19 protein-coding genes and 1 pseudogene are annotated in these 23,779 nt (G+C 46.5%); 8 read left to right on the forward strand and 12 right to left on the reverse strand.

The features are described from left to right. Positions 1–195, forward strand: a 195-nt coding sequence (locus ABW391_RS20940) for a hypothetical protein (protein WP_353483868.1), incomplete at its 5' end; no start/stop codon positions are given. A 9-nt stretch (positions 196–204) separates the two neighbouring features. Here ABW391_RS20940 and ABW391_RS20945 read toward each other — a convergent pair. From ABW391_RS20945 to ABW391_RS20960, 4 genes are all read right to left on the reverse strand, one after another. Beyond that, positions 205–639, reverse strand: coding sequence for a hypothetical protein (locus ABW391_RS20945; RefSeq protein WP_353483869.1), 435 nt, complete (start codon positions 637–639; stop codon positions 205–207). A gap of 2 nt (positions 640–641) precedes the next feature. After that, the gene (locus ABW391_RS20950; protein WP_353483870.1) at positions 642–7,220 is read right to left on the reverse strand and encodes an RHS repeat domain-containing protein; all 6,579 of its coding nucleotides are present in this window, start codon (positions 7,218–7,220) and stop codon (positions 642–644) included. A 112-nt stretch (positions 7,221–7,332) separates the two neighbouring features. After that, complete coding sequence (locus tag ABW391_RS20955) at positions 7,333–8,649, reverse strand: zinc-dependent metalloprotease (RefSeq protein WP_353483871.1); 1,317 nt, start codon at positions 8,647–8,649, stop codon at positions 7,333–7,335. 47 nt (positions 8,650–8,696) lie between these two features. Beyond that, on the reverse strand, positions 8,697–10,115 hold the full coding sequence (locus tag ABW391_RS20960) for an Ig-like domain-containing protein (protein ID WP_353483872.1): 1,419 nt from the start codon (positions 10,113–10,115) through the stop codon (positions 8,697–8,699). 252 nt (positions 10,116–10,367) lie between these two features. Here ABW391_RS20960 and ABW391_RS20965 point away from each other — a divergent pair, with 252 nt between their 5' ends. The 3 genes from ABW391_RS20965 to ABW391_RS20975 all read left to right on the forward strand — a co-directional run bounded on the left by ABW391_RS20965 (position 10,368) and on the right by ABW391_RS20975 (position 13,034). Beyond that, a complete protein-coding gene (locus tag ABW391_RS20965; protein ID WP_353483873.1) occupies positions 10,368–10,676 on the forward strand; it encodes a helix-turn-helix transcriptional regulator in 309 nt (102 codons plus the stop codon). A gap of 162 nt (positions 10,677–10,838) precedes the next feature. Further along, on the forward strand, positions 10,839–12,380 hold the full coding sequence (locus ABW391_RS20970) for a GH3 family acyl-acid amido synthetase (protein WP_353483874.1): 1,542 nt from the start codon (positions 10,839–10,841) through the stop codon (positions 12,378–12,380). A 21-nt stretch (positions 12,381–12,401) separates the two neighbouring features. Next, positions 12,402–13,034, forward strand: a complete 633-nt coding sequence (locus ABW391_RS20975; RefSeq protein WP_353483875.1) for a LysE family translocator — start codon at positions 12,402–12,404, stop codon at positions 13,032–13,034. A gap of 53 nt (positions 13,035–13,087) precedes the next feature. On the opposite strand, the gene gldD is transcribed toward ABW391_RS20975, so the two are convergent. The 5 genes from gldD to ABW391_RS21000 form a co-directional block, all read right to left on the reverse strand. After that, positions 13,088–13,684 carry a gliding motility lipoprotein GldD gene (gldD, locus tag ABW391_RS20980; protein WP_353483876.1) on the reverse strand — a complete coding sequence of 199 codons (597 nt, stop codon included), beginning with the start codon at positions 13,682–13,684 and terminating at the stop codon, positions 13,088–13,090. Between the two features lie 87 nt (positions 13,685–13,771). Beyond that, positions 13,772–14,242: a single-stranded DNA-binding protein gene (locus tag ABW391_RS20985; protein WP_353483877.1), complete on the reverse strand. Its 471-nt coding sequence runs from the start codon at positions 14,240–14,242 to the stop codon at positions 13,772–13,774. A 235-nt stretch (positions 14,243–14,477) separates the two neighbouring features. Then, the gene (gene obgE, locus ABW391_RS20990; RefSeq protein WP_353483878.1) at positions 14,478–15,563 is read right to left on the reverse strand and encodes a GTPase ObgE; all 1,086 of its coding nucleotides are present in this window, start codon (positions 15,561–15,563) and stop codon (positions 14,478–14,480) included. Positions 15,564–15,597: 34 nt separating this feature from the next. Beyond that, complete coding sequence (locus tag ABW391_RS20995) at positions 15,598–16,170, reverse strand: adenylate kinase (RefSeq protein WP_353483879.1); 573 nt, start codon at positions 16,168–16,170, stop codon at positions 15,598–15,600. Positions 16,171–16,290: 120 nt separating this feature from the next. Next, positions 16,291–16,968, reverse strand: a complete 678-nt coding sequence (locus ABW391_RS21000) for a C40 family peptidase (protein ID WP_353483880.1) — start codon at positions 16,966–16,968, stop codon at positions 16,291–16,293. A 368-nt stretch (positions 16,969–17,336) separates the two neighbouring features. Here ABW391_RS21000 and ABW391_RS21005 point away from each other — a divergent pair, with 368 nt between their 5' ends. The 3 genes from ABW391_RS21005 (at position 17,337) to pth (ending at position 20,387) form a co-directional block, all read left to right on the forward strand. Continuing rightward, positions 17,337–18,653, forward strand: a complete 1,317-nt coding sequence (locus ABW391_RS21005) for an MFS transporter (RefSeq protein ID WP_353483881.1) — start codon at positions 17,337–17,339, stop codon at positions 18,651–18,653. A 114-nt stretch (positions 18,654–18,767) separates the two neighbouring features. Continuing rightward, positions 18,768–19,586, forward strand: a complete 819-nt coding sequence (locus ABW391_RS21010) for a 2,3,4,5-tetrahydropyridine-2,6-dicarboxylate N-succinyltransferase (protein WP_353483882.1) — start codon at positions 18,768–18,770, stop codon at positions 19,584–19,586. Positions 19,587–19,826: 240 nt separating this feature from the next. After that, on the forward strand, positions 19,827–20,387 hold the full coding sequence (gene pth / locus ABW391_RS21015) for an aminoacyl-tRNA hydrolase (RefSeq protein ID WP_353483883.1): 561 nt from the start codon (positions 19,827–19,829) through the stop codon (positions 20,385–20,387). Positions 20,388–20,478: 91 nt separating this feature from the next. Here pth and ABW391_RS21020 read toward each other — a convergent pair whose 3' ends face one another. Then, entirely contained in the window at positions 20,479–20,880 is a 402-nt protein-coding gene (locus tag ABW391_RS21020) for a CBS domain-containing protein (RefSeq protein ID WP_353483884.1), read from the reverse strand. Between the two features lie 259 nt (positions 20,881–21,139). Between ABW391_RS21020 and ABW391_RS21025 the strand changes: the two genes are divergently transcribed. Next, positions 21,140–22,363 carry a protoporphyrinogen/coproporphyrinogen oxidase gene (locus tag ABW391_RS21025; RefSeq protein WP_353483885.1) on the forward strand — a complete coding sequence of 408 codons (1,224 nt, stop codon included), beginning with the start codon at positions 21,140–21,142 and terminating at the stop codon, positions 22,361–22,363. Positions 22,364–22,406: 43 nt separating this feature from the next. On the opposite strand, the gene ABW391_RS21030 is transcribed toward ABW391_RS21025, so the two are convergent. Together ABW391_RS21030 and ABW391_RS21035 are read right to left on the reverse strand one after the other, a co-directional pair. Beyond that, positions 22,407–23,663 (reverse strand): sulfate adenylyltransferase subunit 1, encoded by a 1,257-nt coding sequence (locus ABW391_RS21030; RefSeq protein ID WP_353483886.1) that lies wholly within the window; start codon positions 23,661–23,663, stop codon positions 22,407–22,409. 20 nt (positions 23,664–23,683) lie between these two features. Then, positions 23,684–23,779 (reverse strand): annotated as a pseudogene (locus tag ABW391_RS21035) (sulfate adenylyltransferase subunit CysD); the annotation flags it as partial.

A 23,779-nucleotide genomic window follows, 5' to 3' on the forward strand; every position in this document is an offset into this window, starting at 1 on the left:
ATTTGTCTGGCTCTAAAAAAATTGTGCGTTGTGCTTGGAATTCAACATAGAAGACGTGCGGATAATGGTACGGGTCTGGAGACCCGTACCAGCGGTAGTGCTATGTTTTACGTTGATTTTGAAAGACTTGGACTAGCGGGGACCTGTACCAGCGGTAGCGCAATGTTTTCGTTGATTTTGAAAGACTTGGACTAGCGTACAAAACTATTTTCCTCCTTGGTATTTAATCGAAACAACTATCCAATGATTATTCCTACTCTCTAAACTGAAAATAATTTTTCGAGTAGGCCTTTCACGATTTATTGATTCGAAGCATACACTTGCATTGTGCTTACTAACTTCTTCTGTGATCTTATATTCATAATACCTGAAAAAGTTTGTAAATTTTTTATCACGAGCTAATGACTTGCCAAACATTACCACGCTTTCCCATGCATCTTTAGCTGTCAAAGTGTCTGAAGCCATATTTCCAAATACTCGTTCAACATCGATGAATTTTTGTGCTTCTTTTAAATCAAAAAAGGATTCGGCAGCCTGCAATTTAATAACTACAGCAAGTGGAGATTCCTCTTGATTGGGTTTAGAATGGCAAGCTGGAACCAATATTAACAAAATAAAAGTGTATTTGAGCGCTTTCATAATTACCTTCTATTTGATTTTCCAAAGTACTCCAAATAAGGTTTCGCTTCAGCTTGTTTTGGCCCCTTAATTCTTTGGGCCCCTTTAACTTTTAAAGCTGCATTGTATAAATTATTTGGAGCAACAACATTGACGTCCTTATATCCATAAAGAGTAGTTAAGGCAATTGGCGGTTTTACTAACTGACTCGCACTAATATTAGGCTCAATAGCTGCATTAATTAATCGTTGAGCGAATGTCGAGCAATTATTTTTACATGCATTATAGTCCCGAAAATTACTTATGTCTGTTACTGCAGCTTTTTTAGCTGCTTCGTCCTGTTCAAAGGATGTAGTTAATTTAACCATTCCATCAGCAGCCCTACCTTCTGGATCAACCTGTCCACTTCTATGAGTAGTTGGATCCTTCATTTTAAGATCTGCTAAACTATTAATCTTAACCCCTCCTGAATAATCTGATTCGACGTTGCTTTGGAATTCATCACTCTCAACTGATTTATTTGGCCATAAATCATAGTAAGTAAATGTTCCATCCTTCACTTGTTCCTTTACTGGTTTACCGTTTCGGTCAAGAATTGGCTTACCATCTTTATCTTTTTTTACTACTGTTTTGTAGTTCTCTATTGCAATGCCCGCATGCCCTGTTTCCCCATTTTTTGAAAACCATATCAAAAGATAAATATCATTACCATCAGGGTCTATAACATTTAAAGGACTGTTGAGTACATAGTTATAGGGTGAAAATGGCCCATAGTTGTCTGAATGTGGATCAGGTGCATTCCATCTACCCACACTCGCATCATACCACCTTGCCCCATAATCACTCCAATTCAGCCCAAAGTCATCATTGAGTTCTTTCCCATTATATTGATATCGGGAGTCCTTCGTCGCCAGATTATTCAACCACGGCCCTTCCATATTCATACCAAACGGATAATAATGATTCTCTTGTAAAACCTCGGTGCTACCCACTACTCCATTCCCATCCAAATCCGCAAACATCAGCCGCATATTCCCCAAGTGATCGCGTATGGCGTACTCGTAGCGCCAGCTTGCGGTAGTGGTGCTGCTCGTATTGTACACCCGCCCTTCGCTGTGGGAAATGGACTCTGGCAACCCATCCCGGTATTCAATGCCACCTAGGTAGTACAGGGTGTAGTTTTCTCCGGTAGCGCCGCCGCTGGTCGCTTTTTTCAGCTTGCTGCCACTGGCGTCGTAGGTGATGCTGATGCGTTTGCCGCCCGCTACTACCGTGCCGCTGTTGTTCAATTCTTCAAAGAGCGAAGGTAGATTCAGGTGGTTGTACGTGATTTTAAAACCACTGCGTGGATCTACCGCAATGTTGCCATTGCTGTCGTGAAGGTACAACAAATTTAGTTTTTTATTGTAGCCCCGGGCGGCAAATTCTGTTGGCGCAGCATCGGCGACGCCTAGTAGCTTATTGGTACCCGCGCTGTACAAAAAGCTCAATTGATCGATTACCCCTGATGGGTAGTTTTGTAGGTTGGCACCCCATACCCCTCGGCGGCGAATGCCCCCGATGTTGCCCCGGGCATCAGCATAGTCAATCTCCTCACTGTAGCTGCCTACGATACGTCCGGTGCTAGTGGAGCTACCTGTCAGTACATGTTGGGCGTTTTTGAGTCGATCCAGGTAGTCGTAAGTATAGCCCCAGGCCTCGCGGCTGCGGCCTCGCACCTGGTACCAGATCTGGCTGATGTTGCCGTTTTTCTTTTGGGTGGCAGGGATTTCATAACCAGTCTGTGGATCGGCATAACGGATGTCGAAGAAAAACAGATCGTTGGCATCCACATTGGCAGCAGATGCGGGTGAATTAAGGCCAGGGGTAAAGCCAGGCGTAGGCACGGGGAGGCTGAGCGCTGCCGCTACTCCAGTACCCAAACCGGCTCGATTGATGCCCAGTAGCCAACCCTGCGTATTGTAGGTATAATCCAGGCTTTGCAGGGCATTGGTGGTGCCGCCACCCAGGTTGAGTTCGCTTACTTCGTCGCGGAAGGTGTACTGGTGGTTGGAGATGGTTTGCGTAGCGCCGTTGTTTACCCGTAGGGTGGAATTACTCTTGCGGCCTTTGGCATCGTAAGTCCAGTTGTGGTACAGCGCGATGTCGTTGGTGGTGTTGGCGTCTTTTTTGTGTAGGCGGGTTTCGCTCAATACATTGTCGGCAAAATCATAAGTACGGGTTATGCTTTCGGCAGTGGTACTGCTTAGGTACAAGATGTTGTTGCTGCTCATCCCCGTTAAACGCCCATAGGCATCAAAGGTGTTGGTACTCGTGAGGTAACCACTGCCATCGAGTACTTTGGTGCTGCTGCTTTTGACTTTGCCGCGCTCAATGGCCAGTGTACCATCGTAGCTGGTGGTATTGAATGGGCCAGCTATCGTAAAGTTGGTGATAGTGGTTGGAATACTGGTTACAAATCCACTGGTGATGGGCCGGCCGTAATCGTCGTAGTTGGTGGCTATCCACTGCCCGAGTTGTGCATTGTTGGCATCTTGTACTGCCGCAGGCAGATCGCGGGTATTGTACTTGAGGCTGATCCAACCGGCATCAGGGATGTATTTGTCCGTGACTTGATCAATGCCGTTGTAGCGGTATTGAAACAAAAGTCCGGGAGTGTTGGGTGTTGCACCTGGCGGAATTACGGTGGTAACCCGGCTCTTGTCGTCGTACAAGGTATACGTATCGGCAGTTTTGATGCCAGCGCTATCGCGACGGGCCAGAATATTGCGCCCCAGCTTGTCGGTAAAAGAGATGGATTTGAGTCCATCGGGGTCGGTAATCTCTGTTTTGCTGAGTAAATTGGCGGCATATGCCGTGGTTGAAGAGCCGTTGAGCCATACATTGTCGGCAGAAGTATTGGCTCCGTAGGTATACGTGCTGGCAAACCAATCAGGCGGAGTAACGCTGCTGATGCGGTTGAGTGGGGAGGCATAATACTGCTTGATGGCATAAGTATGGCTGCCCGGTATGACCACGTATTGCCCAGCATTGTTGGGGCTGTGATATGGCGTATATTCTTTGCTGACTCGACCCTGGTTGTCGTATTCCACTCCAGAGATCACATCTTGTCCTTGAGGAGAATGGGCCACTTTAACCGACTGCAACATTCTGCCCAAACCATCAAAGTACTCCCGGCTGGTTTTACTGCTCAAGAGGCTATTGCTATTTACTGTGGCGAAGGTAGTAGTGGTGGTAATGTGGTTGAGGTTGCCGTTGGCTGCATCTTTGTAGGTGTAACTGTAATTGGTGAACACATTGCCTCCACGGGCGGTAGTCTTTTTGAGTCGCGCCAGACCATCGTATTCAAAGGAAGTAACTTGCCCGTCGATGTCCGTGATGGACTGGAGGAGTTGTGTACCCGGGTAATAAGCGTAATCCCAAATGAAATCTTTGTACCGACGCCGCGTTATGCGCCCAGCACTAGACCAGGTAAAAAATTCGGAAAAATTCCAATTGTTCATGCGCAAGGAGTAGGGTAAGCCATTAGACCAGTAGCCCAGGATTGTACCCTGGAGATCCCAGCCATCAGCTCCTGGGTCGGTTTTGATGAGCGTACCATTGGCGTCCCAGGTTGCTTCGTAGCGTTCAAAATACCATGGATAGATGGGGTTGTTGATGCTATTGTTATAGGTTTGATTGTATAAAGTTCCATCCCAGGCGAATAAGCTAAAGCTGGTGCGGCTTCCCTCTATGATCTGCCCGCTCTGCTTTTTGACAACCTGAATGGGGGTAGCAATCATATTCCGGTTTACCATCTCTGTGTATTCGTTTCCTGCTGCATCCTGCGGGTAGGTATACTCCGTTGTATAGGCTTTACCATCGGAATTCGTGACGGTAGTAGCAATTGGGGCAAGGAAGCGATTGGTAGGGTCGTAAGAATAGGAAGTAGTAGTGATGATTCCATCCAGGGTAGATTCAACCATGAAAGGTCGATAAATGCCACTGCGAATGCTGTAATCAATGCCAGAATAGGCAGCAACCCCACCAGGGCATTTCACGCCCAAATTGGCTATTTTGACCATTTTATTTGTTGATTGGCTGTACACTACCTGGGGGGTGTAAAAGGTCTTGGCTTGAAATTGATTGGGTGCAGCGGCTGAAAAAACTTCTTCCTGTTTGAGTTGGCCGTCCGAGGCCATAATCTGTACCGGAGGAACTGGAAATTGGCTGTTGAGCAAGTTTTCATTGTAAGGTGTTTCAATGAAAAAAGTGTACACTTTTTTGCCATTGCCATTAAAGTTTTCAATCACCCGCTCGTAACGAAGGTGGTATCCTTCCGCAGAGCTAAGTGGAACTTCTGAGTCAGAGCTGAGCAAGATGTGAGAAAAGTTAAAATAAGCTCCACCACCAACTGCGGCTCCAGATTTCACATAACTGTATCTGGGTTTCCGAATCAATTTTCCACTCGATAAGCCATTGGTCAGCGTATATTCATAGGTGCGGATGATGTCGTCTGTGGCCGCAGTAACACTTTTTTGGGTGCGGATCTGGGCAATGCGCAGTCCGCCCACGGGAGCGGCAATATCCAAAATTTGGGAAGTAAAAAAGGAAACTTTACCCCATCCTTGCGTGACGGTTATTTCAAACTTGTACTGCTTGGTATTGGGTGTAAAAACCTGGCCAAATTGTGCTAAACTGGCCAAGGAGATCGGTGGATTCGTTTTTGCAGTTGAATTGGGACTGTTTGCATCGGCGTTGATCTGTTTGGATCCCATAAAAATCCCATCGGTTACGTTGTACACATTTAAGGTAAGAACAGCTGCGGGAGTCTGATCCGAACAGTTAGCTCCTTCATTGCGGTTCAGGTAGGTCACTATCATTTCTACTTTTCCGGTGCTTATCTCATTGTCGGTTAGCGTAAAGGTAGCGCTGTTTACACTGGTACTACAACACAAGGTGGGAGTTCCTGATTGGTAGGGAAAATCACAATTTTGAATGTAAAATCCACCGTTGAGCGCTGGCTTGTTGAACGCAGTAAGCTGGGTTTCTTGATCCGGCGTGGTATTGGCCTCAAAGGTAAACTCGGTTCTACCTCCTGTTGGATAATTAATTGCCCTTAGCGTGCCATATTTCAGGGCAGTGGTGTTGGTGCTGCGGTTGACGTTGCTTGGGCTGGTGTACATTGTAGTACTTGCTTCGTAGGTTACTTCCGTAGTAGGTACGTTCACGGGTGCATCTTCATTATTAAATTCAGCAGCGTTGTAAAAACCCCAGTGGTCTACTGCTTTGCTGAGGCGATTCGGCAAAAAATTGGGCAATCCTGATTGGGTTTCGTATTCAAAAGTATGCGCGGGGATGGTGACTGCGGGTTCAGTAGTGGTGCAAGATTGTTCTTGTACGCTGTTTAGTCGCAGTCGTTTGATTTCATTTTTACCATTGGGATAAAAATTACCCGCCCAGTAACTTTGGTTCAATACAAAATATTTACAGCGGTAAGCAGCGCCCAATTCGACCTTGATGGTATCGAGTTCCTTCGCCGGGTTGTTAAAATTGTAGGGGTTATCGTCTACATCCTGTCGGTTGGTTGATGCCTTGAAAACTACTTTGGTAGTGCCGCTGGTGGTGTTAATTTCAGAAAGTCGCTGCCCTTCAATATCAGAACGCATGTACGGATGGGCTTGAATGGGAGTAATATTGTCCAAGCTACCTGGATAACCGTAAGACCAACCCGTTGTACTACCAATAACGGCCAAGCCAAAATTTGCGGTCGCTCCATCGCATTGTGAATAGGCAAATCGGGAAGATGCCAAGCTGCGATAGCTGTAATTTTCGGATGTATACACATAATTTACCGCAAACTTGCGGTCGTGGGTTTCAATCTTGATCAAATACCAGGAGTTGCGCATGGACAAGCCATCGTTTACGCGTTGTTTTTCACAAATCACGTCGGCGGTGCTTACTCCATTGGGGTCTTTCCCAAAAATATAGCGCGTACCATCGGGAGCAGTAATTACAAACCCATCAAACTCTTCACTACTATCGTTATAAATGACGTTTATTTTAACATCTTGTCGATTGGTCAACGTAAACCCTTCATTGCCATTGGAGTAGAATTTTCCGCTAAAACCCGGCATCGAAAAAGTAAACATATCCGGTTCCGTATCAAAGTAACCATTTACCATATTGCCTAGATTGGCCTGGCTACTAAAATTCACCGTATTCAACAGAACTCCTTTTTTATAATATCCTTGATGTGTTGATGTTTTTTCATCTGGAGCGCTCATCACTGTCCTCGAAATCATCCCCCCTGCTGCCAAATTCCAACCCAGTCCCACCCAGGAGGCCAACTCTCCCACTTTCACCCCAGAAGCATGGTAACTCAAGCCCACGGGTATAGTCAGCGGTCCTTCCTGAATGGTATGGATGGGGATCGAAATATTGGGTACTCCGGTGTTGTAACTCACCGGAATGTCTACATATTTGCCAAAAGCCGTAGCATTGGGTGTGGGCATCACCACGTCTTTGACGAGGTTGTTGATGGGTTGTGCCAAGAGCCAGCAGGTGCTCAAGGTTAATGCACTAAGTAAAAAGATACGAGAGAAAGATTTATATAGAGACATAATTAAGCCTTTTTGAATGACGAATGGCGAATGAATGACGAGCGACGAATTGTTCGTACAGTCTGGTACGCGGAGACACTATTCGTCAATCGTCAATCGAATTATTCGTCATTTATTTTACTACACTAATCGTTTGGTTTACCGTTTGACCATTCATCCGGCAATGGATGAGGTAAAGCCCCGGTGCCCAGGATTGGGTTTCGATTTGGGTTTGGTAATTCCCTTCGTCCAGTAGCAATTGTTGTGTACTCATGAGCCTTCCCGAGAAATTGAGGATCTGGATTTCGCAAGTACCGGCGGCAGGAGGGCTCAAGGCCAGGATGAACCTGTCGTTGGTCGGGTTGGGGTAAGCTAGTATGGTAAGCTGTCGGATTTCAGCCAGGGTAGCTACTTCTACTTCCGCCAGTTTTTTAGGCGGCTCTGCTTTTTGGCAAAGAGAACCACCCTGGCCTAGTTTTTCTCGAGGCCCACCTTTGGCCAGCATCGTTTGGATGCGTTTTTTTTGCCCGGCGGTAAACATAAATGCCGAGGCGTCATCGGTGGCGTCCATGATGTTCATGGTCATTTCTACGGGGTAGCCATCGCAGGTACTGATGTGTTGGTACACGTTGAGGGGGCCGTAGTTGGGGGCGTTGTGGATGGGGGTATCGTCTACCTCATCGTCGCTGCAAGGGGTATCTTCGTCCCACAATTCGTGCAATCCGAGGTAACTTCCCACCAGGTGCGAAAGGGTGCGTCCTAAATGGTAGGGTTTGCGAGCGTAGTAGTATGTTCCAAAAAAACGGTAGTCAATCACAATTCCGTCGTAAGCACTGAGCCCTCCGGGCATTTGGGCGTAGCCACCCACGGTGTCCGGCAGGTGTACTACCCAAACGTTGAGGTATTTTTCGGTGTCCCAGGGATCAGAGCCACCCGTTTTTTTGGATTTCATGGCGTGAGCGGGACTCCAAACGGCCACATTGGTGCTTTGTTTGACGATGCCCAATTCTTTTTTTGAGCCTTCGGCCAAACAGAAACTGACGCTTATTTTGCTTTCTTTGCGGTCAAATCCTTCTTTTTGGTAAGCAAGATGGCTTTTATTGGCCTTGTAATTTTGACCGACAATCGAATCCGAAAAATCGCGATTGAGTGCATCCAATTGGAAGAACGCCTCTTTTTCATACACCACATCTTTACCCTGCGTGTACAAAAAATGGAATACCACCGGGATGACTACACTGCGGTACTGAATGCTTCGTTCTTTTTCGACTGTAAATTTTTTGATTTCTTTTTCTTTGTCTTTATTGATTTTCTTATCGGTTACACTGAGTTCAGTGTCCAGGCGAGTCGTAACCTTTTGGGTAGCATAGCGCCGATAAGTGCGGGTCTCTTGTGCCATAATCGACAAAGTCAAACCCAACAAGACCAGACTCAACAATAGATGTTTCATTGCGTGAATTTTTTTTTCGAAAAAAATAGGATTCTACTGTTGTTGGCTTATTTCTGCTGGAGGGTCTTTTTGCGCAGTATATTGTTTTCTGTCTCCAGTTTTTTGACCTTGTTTTGCAGGGTTTCCATCTTTTTATTCAACTCAATCACGTACAAAAACAGCTCTTCGATTTTTTCCTGTTGTTTCACGGTGATTTTGCCCACATCGAGCCCCCCTTCTGCTTCCATTTCTGTTCCAGAGGCCATGCCTGGCAGGTGGCGATTGGTTTTGAGGTATTCCGCCACTTGTTTGAGCGGCATCAGTTTGTAATTTGGTGCAAAAACGTAGTCAGCCCAACCTCCTGCGGAGCTGAGTTCCAATTGCATTTTCTCAGCTCTGATTCCTCCTTTTACGTACAATAAGTACGAGGCGTCGCTTAGGAAATTGCCCGTTCCGATCCCTACCCGGCCCGTTCGGGTAATATCTCCAATAGTGGTACAATTGAGTGCCCAGGGATTGCAAGTGGAGCCGCTGGCCGCACTTACCGTTACATTCACAACCGATGAAGTCGTAACCGCACCACAGTTATCTGTTGCTTTGGCCGTAAACGTATACGTATCCGCAGGAATACTTGCATAAGTGTAACTAAATGGCGACACAGTAGACGTACCCAAAAGGGTGGTGCCATTGTAAAATTGTACCTGTGTTACAGTACCATTGTCGGTGGCAGAAGCACTGATTTGTAAGTTGGTACCCGCAGTTACCGTGGAGTTGTTGGCTGGTTGACTGATGGATACCGCAGGGGCAGTGTTGGAAGTACAAGGATTACTGCTGGAAACCACTACGCTCACGGGGCTGGAAGTACCTACTCCTGAGCAGTTGTCCGTCGCTTTGGCTGTATAAGAATAAGTTCCAACTGCCGTTTCTGAATAAGAAAAGGTATAGGGACTACTCAGGTCAGTACCGATTAGAACGTTATTCCGATAAAATTCTACTTTGCTAATCGTACCATCAATATCACTGGCACTTGCACTGAGGCTCACGGTGCCACTGCCCGTAATGGCAGTGGGACTGGCGCTGAGCGAAACAGTGGGAAGTGAGTTGGAGGTACAAGTATTTGCTAGGGTAAATGTTGTTGCTTGAGAACTCGTAAATGCCGCCCCCGAAGCCAACACAACATTGCTGGCATTTTTCAAACTATAAGAACCACTTCCATAGCCGCAACACATGCCATCATTGGCACTGTCAAAAACCGTAAGTGTATAAGTACCCGCGCCAAGGCTAATTGGAACGTTGAGGGTCAAGCCCGCTTGACCAGAATAGGTTCCTCCATTTGCAACTATGGCTAAACTAGAATTGGTAATTTCCCAACGGGTTTCTTGAGGATAATTGTCGAAAATAAGGGTGAGTGTGATCGTTTGGGTTTGGGCCGAAAGCACAACAATCAGGCAGAGGCTCGCCAACAAACTTAATACTACATGTTTCATTAGGTCAGTTTTTTCGATTTTGAGAATAGTGCAATTTTCTCTGTGAAAACCTACGCCTCAAATCTCCGAACAAAAACCCTCCCCTTGTGAGCACAAGCGTACCGATGATCGGCACGTTTGTGCCTGTGCTTCGGCACAAAACGAAAGCAACTCAAATATTAGAACAATTTTTATGCGAAACAATGGTTGTATTTACATTGGATTTACCTTAATATTGTTGGATAGATTATTATACTGAACCTTTATTCCCCTATGAATCAAGAACACACTGTAAATCAAAAGGTACGCCAATTTCGTTTAGAAAAAAACAGGACGCAACTGGCGATTGCGGAACTCATTGGCGTGAGCGAACGTCACTACCGGAAACTCGAATCTGGCGAACGATCGTTTCTGTTTGAACATGTTTTAAAAATTGCCGAATATTTAGCCACACCTATTGAATTGTTCTACCCTCCCCCATTTTTCAAACAAAATCATTCAAAAGAACACACTTGTAGGGCATCAAGTGCCTCCAGAATTGCTCAAAAATTTGGTACTGGTATTGCAGCAGATGTTGCGTGAAATGCAGTAAGTAGTGGGGCAAAATAAGTGGCACTATAGTTTAAACATAGCTCCAAACACACATCTGGTCGATAACTGATGAAGGATTCTGAATATCTGTGTACATTTATGTCCTCTTAACGAAACTTATGGTTATCGGTTGCTATCCAAAACCAAAACAGTATGGCGATATTTGGGGCCCTTATCAAGCGAGGAGCACATTTGGGACAAATTCTTGACAGCCGCCGTGGGCAAAGAATCAAACCCATCCAACATCAGATTAGAACCTTACGCTGGTTGTTGCGCCAGGCACAATACACCTCGTTTGGGCAGTATTACCACTTTTCGGATCTCCTCAACCACCGCAATCCGATTGAGGCTTTCAAAAATCAAGTACCCACTTACGATTACAATACCATTTATGACCGTTGGTGGCAAATGACCCTCAATCAGGTTGCCGATGTGACCTGGCCTGGTCAGGTGAAATATTTTGCGCTGAGCTCGGGTACTTCTGGTGCCCCCAGCAAGCACATTCCCATTACGAATGACTTATTTCGGTTCAACAACCGGGCGGGGTTGCGCATGTTTTTTGCCCTCTCCCGATTCAATGTTGATCCCGATATTTTCACCAAAGACATGATGATGCTGGGTGGATCTACCGATTTGGAGCAAGGCAATGGCTATTTTGCGGGCGATTTGAGTGGCATCAATGCCAGTCGGCCTCCTTTTTGGCTGCGTTCTTACTACAAGCCGGGCAACAAAATTTCCAGCATCCGCAGTTGGGACGAACGCATTGCCGAGATTGCCAAAAACGCCCCCAACTGGGACGTAGGCTTCATTGTAGGCATTCCGTCCTGGTTGCAACTGATGATGGAAAAAATCATCGAGTACCACCAGGTCAAAACCATCCACGACATTTGGCCCAATCTATCGGTTTGTGTACACGGAGGTATCCATTTTGAACCTTACCGCAAGGGTTTTGAAAAATTGATGGCCCATCCTTTGGTGTACATGGATTCCTATTTGGCTTCCGAAGGATTCATTGCCATCCAGGATCGCCCCGAATCCAGCTCCATGCGGCTGATGATCGACAACGGGATCTTCTTTGAGTTTGTGCCGTTCAATGAAACGAACTTTGACAGCGAAGGCAACCTCCGCCCCAGCATCGAAACCTTCACCATTGATCAGGTTGTGGAAGGGGAAGATTATGCTTTGCTGATCAGCACCAGCGGCGGAGCCTGGCGTTACCTGATTGGGGATACCGTGCGTTTTACGGACAAACGGCGCTCCGAAATCATCATCACTGGTCGCACCAAGCACTACTTGAGCATTTGCGGCGAACACCTTTCGGTAGACAACATGAACCGGGGCATCCAACATGTGGAAGAAGTACTGGACATCAGCATTCCTGAATTCACGGTTGCGGCGGTAGAGGTTGGTGGTTTTTATGCCCACAAATGGTACATCGGCAGCGATACCACCATTGCCGTGGATCAGATCAAGACGCTATTGGATGATCACCTCAAGGAAATCAACGACGATTACCGGGTGGAACGGGCATCGGTCTTGCGGGATATGGAAGTGGAAGTCATTCCAACCAGCTTATTTTACAAATGGCACGAGCACCAGGGTAAAATGGGCGGTCAGCACAAATTTCCCCGGGTGATGAAAAAAGAGCGGTTCAGGGATTGGGAAGAGTTTGTGCGGCGGAATTTAGTAAGTTGATAACACTTTAGCAAAATAGACATGCTTTTAGATGGCATCAAAATAGGACTCATTCTGAGTTTTATGATCGGCCCCATTTTTTTTGCATTGGTACAAACCAGTGTAGATGAGGGCTTCCGGGCAGGACTGATGGTTGCTGTAGGGATTTGGGTGAGTGATACTTCCTACATTTTGGGGGTGTACTTTGGGGTTTCCTTGTTGGCCAATATTGTCAATACCCAAACTTTCACCCTGGTTTTGGGCGTTGCGGGCAGCATCTTGCTCATTATTTTTGGATTGGTAACCCTTTTGACCATCCCCAAAGGCTTGTTAACCGATACCTTGCCAGAATACAAGCGCAGTTCCAGCTACTTATCGCTTTTCATCAAAGGCTTTCTCATCAATATCATCAATCCATTTACCGTATTTTTTTGGTCCAGTTTGATGGGTTCAGTGGTGATCAAGGATGGGTTCAATGGCACGCAGGCTTTCAGCTTTTTTGCCGGAGTTTTGGGCACCATTGTGGTTACGGATTTGCTGAAAGTTTTCCTGGCCAAGCGCATTCGGTATTCCCTTCGCCCAGTACATTTGTTGTGGCTGCGCAGGATTTCAGGCGCCACATTGATTGCGTTTGGAGTGGTATTGTTGGTGCGGGTGCTTTTGGTAGTGGGTTAAGAGTGTGTTTGGATTTCTGGCTCGCGAGCCAGAAATCCAAACACACTCTGAGGTCAATTCCACTTAAATGTTTCAATCATTTTACGCATGTCTTTCTTCACAAAATCGTACACTGGCGCAAGTGAATCCGGTCTGATTTTGGTTTTGAAATACAAGGAGGCCCTAAAAAAGTGCTTTTTGGTATCGGTGATAAAAAATTGAAAAGGCGTTGCTGCCGGCCCATCAATGGAAAAAACCATGCCTTGCAAATCCGAACCCCGATTGATGGGTTCTTCTTCGATGTAATTGGCCTTTTTGTTGTGCCAATCTACCAGCTCAAACGCGTCTGACTTGAGTTTGTCAAACGTCTTTCCACTCCCGATTTGGGAATAAGTGCAATAAACCCGGCAATCAAAGCCGGGATAAAACAAATCAAACCAACAGGAATTTTCGGGTTTTAGGCCATTCTGGCCCGTGTCTTGCTGTACCTCTGCGTACTTGGGGTACTCAAAAGTAAATGCACAATAGTTTTTATCAAAAAGCTGATACGCCTTTTGAGGATAAATCACCCGTGGATAAGCCCTTGGCCGTGGAATGGGAGTACGTTCTTCACAAGCGATGGCAAATGCAGCAATGGACAACAAGAAAAGAAAGCGAAGCGAAAAAGTCATGGCGTACAAAGTCAGTCAGCCGTACCTCGTGCAAAGCCATAAATTGACCCAATGCCTAAATTATGGCTTTGCAGGAGTGACTGATAATTAAAAGGGCAAATCATCATCTGCAGCAGCAGGTGTAAATTCTTCCGATGAGGTTGGCATCGGTGCTTCACTAACGTTGGAGTTATTGTTGCGATTGTACGGATCGTCTTTTTCTGAAGGGAAATTGCCTGTACCTGTGCCACCCTGGCGGGAGTTGACAATGCGGAAATATTCTGCCACCACTTCGGTAGTTTTGCGGTTGTTGCCGTCTTTATCCTGCCAAGTTCGGTGCGTGAGCTTGCCTTCCAGGTAGATCGTCATCCCTTTTTTCAGGTTTTTCTCAGTACGTTCGGCCAGGTTACGCCAGGCAATGATTTCGTGCCATTCGGTCTGTTCTTGCCAATTGCCTTCTTTGTCTTGATAGCGTTCGCTGGTTGCTATGGAAAACTTGGCTACCATTGCTCCATTTTCCAGGCTACGTGCTTCAGGGTCTCTTCCCAAATTTCCAATAAGAATTACGCGATTAACCATTGTTTTAAATTTTAATCAATTTACAACAAAGTAAAACAAAAAGCTAGACCCCCGCACTACCAAATTTTCTCGCTTTGTACCTGCTTAGAAAATGGGAAAATTGGGCAGTGGTTTTACGTTAGGTGCTTGACAATCAACCATCAAATCAACCGTCGGGGCAGCCGTCGGGGCAGCCCTACGTGGCTGCCCACCACCATTACGTAGGGTTTGGGCAACCACATAGGGTTGCCCCCTACTATTCTTCTTCGGATGAAAAATACGGCCTTGGCGTTTTGGCATAAAGGACTGGATTGGGGTTGTTCAATCGCAATTTACCGGCATCTTCCGGTGCTGAATTGATGCTTTCCCACAACAAATCTTTCAATTCCATAAGTCCCTGCTGTGCCACTGACGAAATGAACAAATAATCAATGTCCTTTGGAATCGTGGGCAGCAGCATTTCTTTTAACTCCTCATCGATGAGGTCAGATTTGGTGATTGCCAGCACGCGCGGTTTGTCCAACAATTCCGGGTTGTAGAGGCGGAGCTCATTTTCCAGAATCCGGTATTCCTTGTCGATGTCGTGGGTATCTGCGGGCACCATGAACAGCAAAGTCGAGTTCCGCTCGATGTGCCGCAAAAAGCGCAACCCCAATCCTTTGCCTTCATTGGCATGCTCGATAATTCCAGGAATGTCCGCCATGACGAAGGATTTCTCATCCCGATACGCCACGATGCCCAGGTTGGGTGTCAAGGTGGTGAAGGGGTAATCTCCAATTTTCGGTTTGGCGGCAGAGAGTACCGACAACAACGTAGATTTGCCTGCATTGGGGAAACCCACCAGACCTACGTCGGCGAGTACCTTGAGTTCAAGAATTTTCCACTCTTCCAGTCCTACTCCTCCAGGTTGGGCATGGCGAGGCGTTTGGTTGGTCGGCGATTTGAAAAAAGCGTTGCCTTTTCCACCCCGGCCACCCGGGGTGATGATTCTGATCTCATCGTGTTCGGTGATTTCAAATTCAATTTCACCGGTTTCCGCGTCTTTGGCTACGGTGCCCAGTGGCACGTCCAAAATAACGTCGTCTCCATCCGCACCGCTCTTATTGGCTCCACGCCCGTTGACGCCTGGCGAGGCAATCACGTGTTTGCGGTATTTCAGGGCAAGGAGTGTCCATACGTTGCGGTTTCCACGCAAAATGATGTGCCCTCCGCGGCCGCCGTCTCCACCGTCGGGGCCACCCATTGAAGTATTTTTGTCTTGCAGAAAATGAACAGAGCCAGATCCCCCCGCGCCGGAACGGCAACAAATTTTCACATAATCAACAAAGTTCTGTTCAGCCACGATACGTATTTAAAAGTTAACTGTTGTTATAAAGTTAGAGGTTGTCAATTTCAGCACAAAGGCGACCAAAGATTTCTGCTTTGTCGCCAACGCCGACGATTCTTACTGAACGCCCGCTGAGGGCATAATGATCAAACACCGGGGTAGTTTCCTCATTAAAAACTTCGATCCGCTTGCGGATCAGCGCCTCATTGGAGTCATCGGGGCGGCCAGAGGTTTTTCCACGTTCCAATACCCGAACCACGATTTCATCATCTGGAACATCCAGCATGAGCAGCTTTGAAATGCTGTGCCCTTTTTCTTCCATTAGCTCATCTAAAGCGATGTATTGTGGAATGGTTCTAGGAAACCCGTCAAAAATATAACCTGGCACCTCAAGATTGGCTTCAACCTTATTGCGCAACATCCCGATGGTAACGGAATCGGGCACCAGCATGCCCCGATCCATATAGCTTTTTGCCTCTAATCCGAGTGGAGTGCTGTTTCCAATTTCGTACCGAAAAAGATCACCAGTAGAGATGTGCAGGAGCTGATATCTATCAACCAGTTTAGCCGCTTGCGTGCCTTTTCCTGATCCCGGAGGACCAAAGAGTATCAAATTAATCATGTTCAACGTAGATTTTTTGCCAAGCAAAAAAAAGTAAATGTAATGGAAAAATTAAGGGTCTGAAAGTTATTAAATAACCTTCAGACCCTCAAGGATAATCATTCTAAACTTCGTAAAAATTTACCGTTTTGGTGCTATCTCGAAGCATCGAGTTTCAATTTCGGCAATCAGCCCCATTAGTTCGATTTTTTCTTCGATAGCAGGTGTTGTTTCGAGCTGAGCTGTTACCACTTGAGCGGCAGTAGGCGCCGGAGCCACCGGCATGATTTGGGGGCCATATAAAGCTACCAAATCGGCTTTTTGTACAAATCTTCGTGCAGAAACACTTTTGGTGTTCCAGTAAGCTGCTTCATTCAGATTGTCAATCGCGATGCCTTTAGAGCAGCAACTGTGGATGAAACGGATTCCATCTTGGTCGTTTGAATACACCATGGCGACATGGAATACTCTGCTGCTGGCGGAACGGCGGAAGAAAAGCAAATCTCCAGGCTGAACTTCAGCGAGGTCAATTTTTTCTCCTTGCAGCTCCTGATCACGGGAGGAACGGGATATGCCCACTTTGAAATGAGCCATCACGTAGGACGTAAAACCGGAACAATCAAAGCCTGAAACAGGCGAGGTGCCTCCATACCGGTAAGGAAGACCCATGTAAAGCTGAGCGTAATCAAGAATATCCTTCCTGAGCCGCTTCTCTGCATCAGCTACCGTTGTAGGCAGATCTGCAGGAATGGTTGTTGAGTTAAGCGTTGTAGGTGTACAATTCGCTAAGGCTAAACAAGTAGTAAATACTTCTAGCATATAATGAGTACGTTGGTTCGTGTAAATGTTTTATGTATGGGACTACATGGGATGTGTAACTGGGTGATTATTTGTTAACTATGTTCTGATGGGACGACTGCAAAGATAAAGCAAAATTTCCGAAAGTTTCACCACTTGCAAACGTTAAAGCTTGTAAGTTTTTAGAAATCAGGGGTTTGTAAGGAAATTTTGTTGAAAAAAGCGTTGAAACTGTAGCGAAAATTCGCATCTGGGGAGTCAAAAAATTTCAACATTGGTAAGATAGGAAATTTGTTTTGGATATCGTACATAAAGTCTAAATAAAATGTCTACTTTCCCTAAACTTTAGTCTTAATTCAGCTTCGCAAACCTAATTTTTTACCCGTTTTATGAAAGAAGAAATCGTAAATCCGGCCCTGGCGGCCATCAATGCGACCAAGAATCAGCCCCGCATTCTACAAGGCTGGGCATTTTTTGATTGGGCCAACAGCGCATACGCACTGGTGATTACCGTGGCCATTTTTCCAGGATATTTTTTGCACATTACAGCGGACAAAGTGAAGATTCTGGGGCTTACCATTAGCGACAGTGCGCTGTATTCCTACTCTTTGTCGTTTGCATACTTGTTGATTGCGCTGGTCTCTCCCCTACTTTCGGGCATTGCCGACTATGCTGGCCGCAAAAAATCTTTTTTGCGCTTTTTTACCACATTAGGCGCAATGGCCTGCATGGGCTTGTTGTTTTTTACCAACATGCATACGCTTTGGATTGGGGTAAGCTGTTTTATCCTGGCCACGATTGGCTTCTCGGGTGGACTGGTTTTTTACAATGCTTTTTTGCCTGAGATTGCGACCGAAGACCGCTACGACAAAGTCAGCGCTACGGGCTTTAGTTATGGTTTTGCAGGCAGCATTATATTATTGGTGACCAACCTGGTGATCATTCAAAATTTTGCATGGTTTGGTTTTTCAGAAAGTTTGAAGGCGGTACCCGTTGCTTTTGTGATGGTTGGCTTGTGGTGGTTGGGCTTTGCCCAGATTCCATTTCGGCGATTGCCCGAAGATGCCCGGCATCCTTATTCAAAGCACATGATGAAGCATGGCTACGAAGAGGTAAAACTAATTGCTGCGCGTGTTTTGGCGCAACCCAATATGCTGCGTTTCCTCTCCGCATTCTTTTTTGCCAATGCAGGCACGCAATCCGTATTGTACCTGGCCTCTATTTTTGCTGAAAAGGAACTGCATTTCAATACCTCGAATCTCATCGTGCTGATTTTGATTTTGCAGATTGTTGGCATTGGCGGGGCGTACTTTTTTGCCTGGGTATCGAGCAAACGGGGCAACAAGTTTGCTTTGGTTTCCATGCTGTTCGTTTGGACTTTAATCTGCTTTGGTGCTTACGTGGTCAAAACGGGTTTGGACTTTTACTTTTTGGCAGCCTGCGTCGGTTTGGTCATGGGTGGCATGCAATCTTTGGCCAGGGCAACTTACGCCAAGTTGCTTCCTGAAAACACGCCAGATACTGCATCTTACTTCAGTTTTTACGACATCCTGGACAAGCTCTCTACCGTGATGGGTACGTTTGTATTTGGCTTGATTGAAACGATCAGTGGGGGCATGCGCAATTCAGTATTGTCTTTGGCGGTGTTTTTTGTGATCAGCATATTCATCATGTGGAAAGTCAAAGTAACCCGCAACCTCGCATAATTCGCTTTTTTACTTCAGAATACTAATGCGCTTTTTTTAATTTTGCAGCTTTGCCGCGCAGAAAAATTACTTCCTGATTTTTTGCGTCATATTTTGTTCTAACATCCAATTCAAATGAGCACGCTGCAACAAACAATTGAAAAAGCCTGGGATGACCGCAGTCTCCTGGCGCAATCCGAAGTAAAAGACGCCGTATTCCAGGTAGTAGAACTGCTGGACAAAGGCGAACTCCGCGTAGCAGAACCAAGCGCCGATGGCAACTGGAAAGTCAACGACTGGGTTAAAAAAGGGGTGGTGATGTACTTTCCCTTGCGCCAAATGGAAACCATTGAAGTGGGGCCATTTGAATTCCACGACAAAATTCCCCTCAAGAAATCATATGCCGCTTTGGGCGTGAGGGTTGTACCGCACGCCATCGCCCGCTATGGATCCTTCCTGGAAAGAGGAGTGATCCTGATGCCCAGCTACGTCAACATCGGTGCCTGGGTTGGTAGCGGAACCATGGTAGACACCTGGGCTACCGTGGGATCTTGTGCGCAGATTGGCCGCAACGTACACCTCAGCGGAGGCGTGGGCATTGGTGGGGTTTTGGAGCCACCACAAGCTGCGCCTACCATTATTGAAGACGATTGCTTCATCGGTTCCCGTTGCATCGTAGTAGAAGGTGTCCGGGTAGAAAAAGAATGCGTACTGGGTGCCAATGTGGTGCTTACCGACAGTACCCACATCATTGATGTAAGCGGCCCCGAGCCCATCACTTACAAAGGCCGGGTTCCTTCCCGCTCAGTAGTGATTCCTGGCTCCTATTCCAAGACTTTTCCGGCTGGAACTTACCAGGTTCCTTGCGCGTTGATCATCGGCCAACGCAAAGAAAGTACTGATAAGAAGGTGTCATTGAATGATGCTCTGCGAGAGTACAATGTGGCAGTTTAGTACCTGTGACTTACTCACATTACACAATAGCAGCTTCGCTGCTTTGATTTTCTACCACCTTAGACTCCTCAGACACCTGAGATGCACCTAAGCACACAAACCGTATTTCCTTAGGTGTCTCAAGTGCCTGAGGTGGTGGAAAATCAAAGTAGCGAAGCTACCTGCGTAACGTGAGTTACTTAGTTTTTAGGTATTGGGGCTTATGGCTCGTAAATCCTGAATATCCAAATACCCAATAAAATGAAATACCTCATCGTCGGTCTTGGCAATATTGGTGCAGAATACGTCGATACCCGCCACAACGTTGGATTTTTGGTGGTAGACCAATTGGCCAAGGATGCAGAGGCTACCTGGGAGACAGCAAATTTGGGTGCAATTGCCCGCATCAAGCATAAGGGGCGCATTTTGGTTTTGCTGAAACCCTCCACCTACATGAACCGCAGCGGGAAATCCGTTAACTATTGGTTGCAAAAAGAAAAAATTCCGCTTGAAAACCTCTTGGTCATTCTGGATGACCTCAATCTGGAGTTTGGCAAACAGCGCCTGCGGGGCAAAGGCAGCGATGGCGGCCACAATGGCCTCAAAGACATCGATCAAACAATGGGCAATGGTTACGCACGCCTGCGCATTGGGATTGGCAATGATTTCCGGAAAGGCCAGCAAGTAGATTTTGTGCTTGGCGAATGGTCGGATGAAGAAAATCAGGATTTACCAGGCATCATTCAATACGCTGCCGATACCTCCAAAAGTTTTGCCGCCGTCGGATTGGAGCATACCATGAATGCTTTTAATAAAAAATAGACAAAAAAGGCATCAGGACTATTCTCCTGATGCCTTTGCGTTTTGTGGCCAGTAAAAGCCCATTCTTTTTTTAACCCAACTTGTAGTAAGACTACACAAAAAAGAGGTGTGGCTGAAACGTTACTGGTTTACTTGCCACCAACTTCAATAAATCCACCGCACTTAGAATTCCAGCCAACCGTCCATCTTCTGTAACCAAAAGGTGGTGAATGCCATTTTTCAGCATCAGGTTTGCGGCGGTAGCGCCAGAATCATCCGCGTTGACAAAACAAAGTTTGGTACTCATCACCGCCATAACTGGTAAGCTGGCATCTTTCACGTTTCGCAAATCTGTGTCGGTTACGATGCCAATAATTTCAGCATCATTGCCTTCCGCGGTAATCGGTACAGCTCCAACATCGTGTGTGTTCATTAGTATTCTCAGTTTTTCAACAGTAGTTTCTACAGTCGCCATCACGACCGGACTACTCATGAGCTGCTTAATGGTCTTCATTTGTGATATGGCATTATTGTTTAGGAATATGAAAATCTTTAACCCAAGTTGTCAACAATGGCAATAAATTGCACTGATTTAGGCCATGTCCAGGCATTGATATTGGTCATGACCCCAATAAAATGGATTGATCTGTGCTTAGCGCAAAAGGCTGATAGGTTAATTAGAGTTGGTGTTGGTATTCAATAAAGCAGGGGGGATTCAAACAAACTCAATTTAAGACTGTTAGGGCAATAATGCAATAGGGCAAAAAGAATATATGAAGAAAAAAATAATCATTATAGGCGCTGGAGTGGCCGGACTCGTTGCGGCTCGACATTGTGAGGAAGCGGGTTACCAGCCTTTGATTCTGGAAGCGGATGATCGAGCGGGGGGAAGGGTTAAAACCGACCTTGTAAATGGTTTTTCTTTGGATCGGGGCTTTCAGGTTTTGCTAACAGAATACCGTGAAGTTCAGCGCTACCTCGATCTTCCTGCCTTGCATTTGCATCGTTTTCAACCGGGAGCGCTGATTTTTTCGGCAGGCCGCTCTTTCCAGTTTGGAGACCCTTTGCGCGATCCGGCACAACTTTGGTCAACCTTGATAGCTCCGGTTGGTTCGTTGTGGGACAAATTCAAGATTTGGCAGCTGACTCAAGAATTGAGTAAAACGCCAACTGAAAAGTTGTTCGAGCACAATGCTTCGTCAACACTGGAATTTTTGCAGCAACGGGGATTCAGCAAGCGCATCATTGAACAATTTTTTCGGCCCTTTTTTGGCGGAATTTTTCTGGAAAACGAGCTCCAGACTCCTGCCAGTATGTTTTGCTTTGTATTCAAAATGTTTGGCAAAGGCTATGCGGCCATTCCAGCCAAAGGAATGGAACAGATCATCACTCAATTGCAAGCAGGGCTGACCCATACCACCTTTCGGTACAACACCAGGGTAAGCAAGGTTTTGAACGATCATTTGCTGACGACCAGCGGAGAGCGCCTGGATTTTGACAAAGTCATTATCGCAACCCCTCCAGAAGCACTTGTACCTGGCTTACAAGGCCAACAACGGGCTTTTCGGAGTACCTATAATCTCTATTTTTCTGCAAACTTTAGTCCAATCCAGGCTCCAGTCATTGCGTTGGTGGCGGATGCAGACAACCCCATCAACAGCTTCTGTGTACTCAGTGAGGTGTCAAAAAGTTATGCGCCAAAAGGTAAAACCCTGATTTCGGTAACCCTGAAAGCGAATACCGACGCTGCTCCTGCAACGATAGCTGAGGCAATCAAAACTTTGGTAAAGCGCCCTGATTTGGTATTGGAACATTTGGCGAGTTACCACATTCCGCAGGCATTGCCTGTTGTCGAGGAATTGCGGTACGAGATTCCAAGCACCCAATACGCCCTCACTGATCGGATCATTTTGGCAGGCGATCATCTGCTGAATCCATCTTTGGATGCAGCTATGCGCAGTGGGCGAGAATGTGTTGATTTGCTGATGCGCGCTTAAGGCATCAGCAAATCAACGCATTAGACTCATTACAACAAGTCCATCATATAATCATCCCGGCAGCTACGGTTTCATTGGTGCCTTCATCAACAAGGATGATGCTACCCGTGATGCGGTTGCGGCGATAAGAATCAAAAAACAGCGGCTTGGTGGTACGCAGCACGATCCGCGCAATATCGTTCATGCGGATGGTGGTGTCTTCCACATCCCGGTGCAAGGTATTGACGTCCAATCGGTAGCGAATATCTTTGACGATGCAACGCGCCTCCTGGGTAGTATGCATAATGGTGTATTTCCCATTGAGCTGCAACGGGCGCTCGTTGAACCAGCAGATCATCACCTCAAGATCCTGGCTTATGTTGGGTTGGTTGTGGGTACGCACAATCATGTCGCCGCGGCTCAGGTCGAAATTATCTTCCAAAAGCACAGTAACCGACATCGGCGGGAAAGCTTCCGCTATTTCGCCACCATAAGAGTCGATCTTGGCAATTTTGGTGGTGAATCCAGATGGCAACAAGGTTACTTCGTCTCCTTTTTTCAAAATACCGCCTGCAACGCGGCCAGCATAACCCCGGTAATCGTGGAATTCGTCGTTGTTGGGCCGGATCACAAACTGCACAGGAAAACGGGCGTCGATAAAGTTGTGGTCACTTCCGATGTGTACGTTTTCTAGGGTATACAACAGCGTTCCACCGCCATACCAGGAGGTATTTTCAGAGCGGGTTACGATGTTGTCTCCTTTCAAGGCCGAAATAGGAATGAAACTTACATCCTTTACTTCGAGCTTATAAGAGAATTTTTCAAACTCCTCTTTGATGTTGTTGTAGATTTCTTCGTTGAAATCCACCAAATCCATCTTGTTGATGCAGATGACCAGGTGGGGAATTTGCAACAAGGAAGCGATGAAAGCATGCCGACGGGTTTGCTCCACAATTCCGGAACGTGCATCCACCAAAATCAGTGCTACGTTGGCCGTAGAAGCGCCAGTGACCATGTTGCGGGTATACTGGGTATGCCCTGGCGTATCGGCAATGATGAATTTGCGTTTGGGGGTAGAAAAGTAGCGGTAAGCCACATCAATGGTGATGCCTTGCTCGCGCTCGGCCTTCAGGCCATCGGTGAGCAGTGCGAGGTTGACTTCGCCTTCGCCTCGGCGTTCGCTGGCTTTTTGTACCGCTTCGAGTTGATCTTCGAAAATAGACTTTGAGTCGTATAACAAACGCCCAATGAGCGTGCTTTTTCCGTCATCTACATTGCCCGCAGTAGTAAAGCGCAGCAATTCGGAATTTTTGTAATCCATATGAATAGAACTAAAAAAAATTAAAAATAACCTTGTTTCTTGCGGTCTTCCATCGCCGTTTCAGAGCGTTTGTCGTCGGCACGAGTACCCCGCTCGGTCACCCGGGATGCTGCAAT

Origin of the sequence: Haliscomenobacter sp. (genome assembly GCF_040403615.1) — a bacterium.
In the GTDB taxonomy this organism is placed as follows: Bacteria; Bacteroidota; Bacteroidia; order Chitinophagales; family Saprospiraceae; genus Haliscomenobacter.

Coding starts and splice junctions, on each gene's coding strand:
- pth (WP_353483883.1), top strand. CDS start 19,827: ATGAAATACCTCATCGTCGGTCTTGGCAATATTGGTGCAGAATACGTC.
- ABW391_RS21020 (WP_353483884.1), bottom strand. CDS start 20,880: ATGAAGACCATTAAGCAGCTCATGAGTAGTCCGGTCGTGATGGCGACT.
- ABW391_RS20995 (WP_353483879.1), bottom strand. CDS start 16,170: ATGATTAATTTGATACTCTTTGGTCCTCCGGGATCAGGAAAAGGCACG.
- ABW391_RS21025 (WP_353483885.1), top strand. CDS start 21,140: ATGAAGAAAAAAATAATCATTATAGGCGCTGGAGTGGCCGGACTCGTT.
- ABW391_RS20945 (WP_353483869.1), bottom strand. CDS start 639: ATGAAAGCGCTCAAATACACTTTTATTTTGTTAATATTGGTTCCAGCT.
- ABW391_RS21005 (WP_353483881.1), top strand. CDS start 17,337: ATGAAAGAAGAAATCGTAAATCCGGCCCTGGCGGCCATCAATGCGACC.
- ABW391_RS20950 (WP_353483870.1), bottom strand. CDS start 7,220: ATGTCTCTATATAAATCTTTCTCTCGTATCTTTTTACTTAGTGCATTA.
- ABW391_RS20965 (WP_353483873.1), top strand. CDS start 10,368: ATGAATCAAGAACACACTGTAAATCAAAAGGTACGCCAATTTCGTTTA.
- ABW391_RS20970 (WP_353483874.1), top strand. CDS start 10,839: ATGGCGATATTTGGGGCCCTTATCAAGCGAGGAGCACATTTGGGACAA.
- ABW391_RS21010 (WP_353483882.1), top strand. CDS start 18,768: ATGAGCACGCTGCAACAAACAATTGAAAAAGCCTGGGATGACCGCAGT.
- ABW391_RS21000 (WP_353483880.1), bottom strand. CDS start 16,968: ATGCTAGAAGTATTTACTACTTGTTTAGCCTTAGCGAATTGTACACCT.
- gldD (WP_353483876.1), bottom strand. CDS start 13,684: ATGACTTTTTCGCTTCGCTTTCTTTTCTTGTTGTCCATTGCTGCATTT.
- ABW391_RS21030 (WP_353483886.1), bottom strand. CDS start 23,663: ATGGATTACAAAAATTCCGAATTGCTGCGCTTTACTACTGCGGGCAAT.
- ABW391_RS20975 (WP_353483875.1), top strand. CDS start 12,402: ATGCTTTTAGATGGCATCAAAATAGGACTCATTCTGAGTTTTATGATC.
- ABW391_RS20955 (WP_353483871.1), bottom strand. CDS start 8,649: ATGAAACATCTATTGTTGAGTCTGGTCTTGTTGGGTTTGACTTTGTCG.
- ABW391_RS20985 (WP_353483877.1), bottom strand. CDS start 14,242: ATGGTTAATCGCGTAATTCTTATTGGAAATTTGGGAAGAGACCCTGAA.
- ABW391_RS20960 (WP_353483872.1), bottom strand. CDS start 10,115: ATGAAACATGTAGTATTAAGTTTGTTGGCGAGCCTCTGCCTGATTGTT.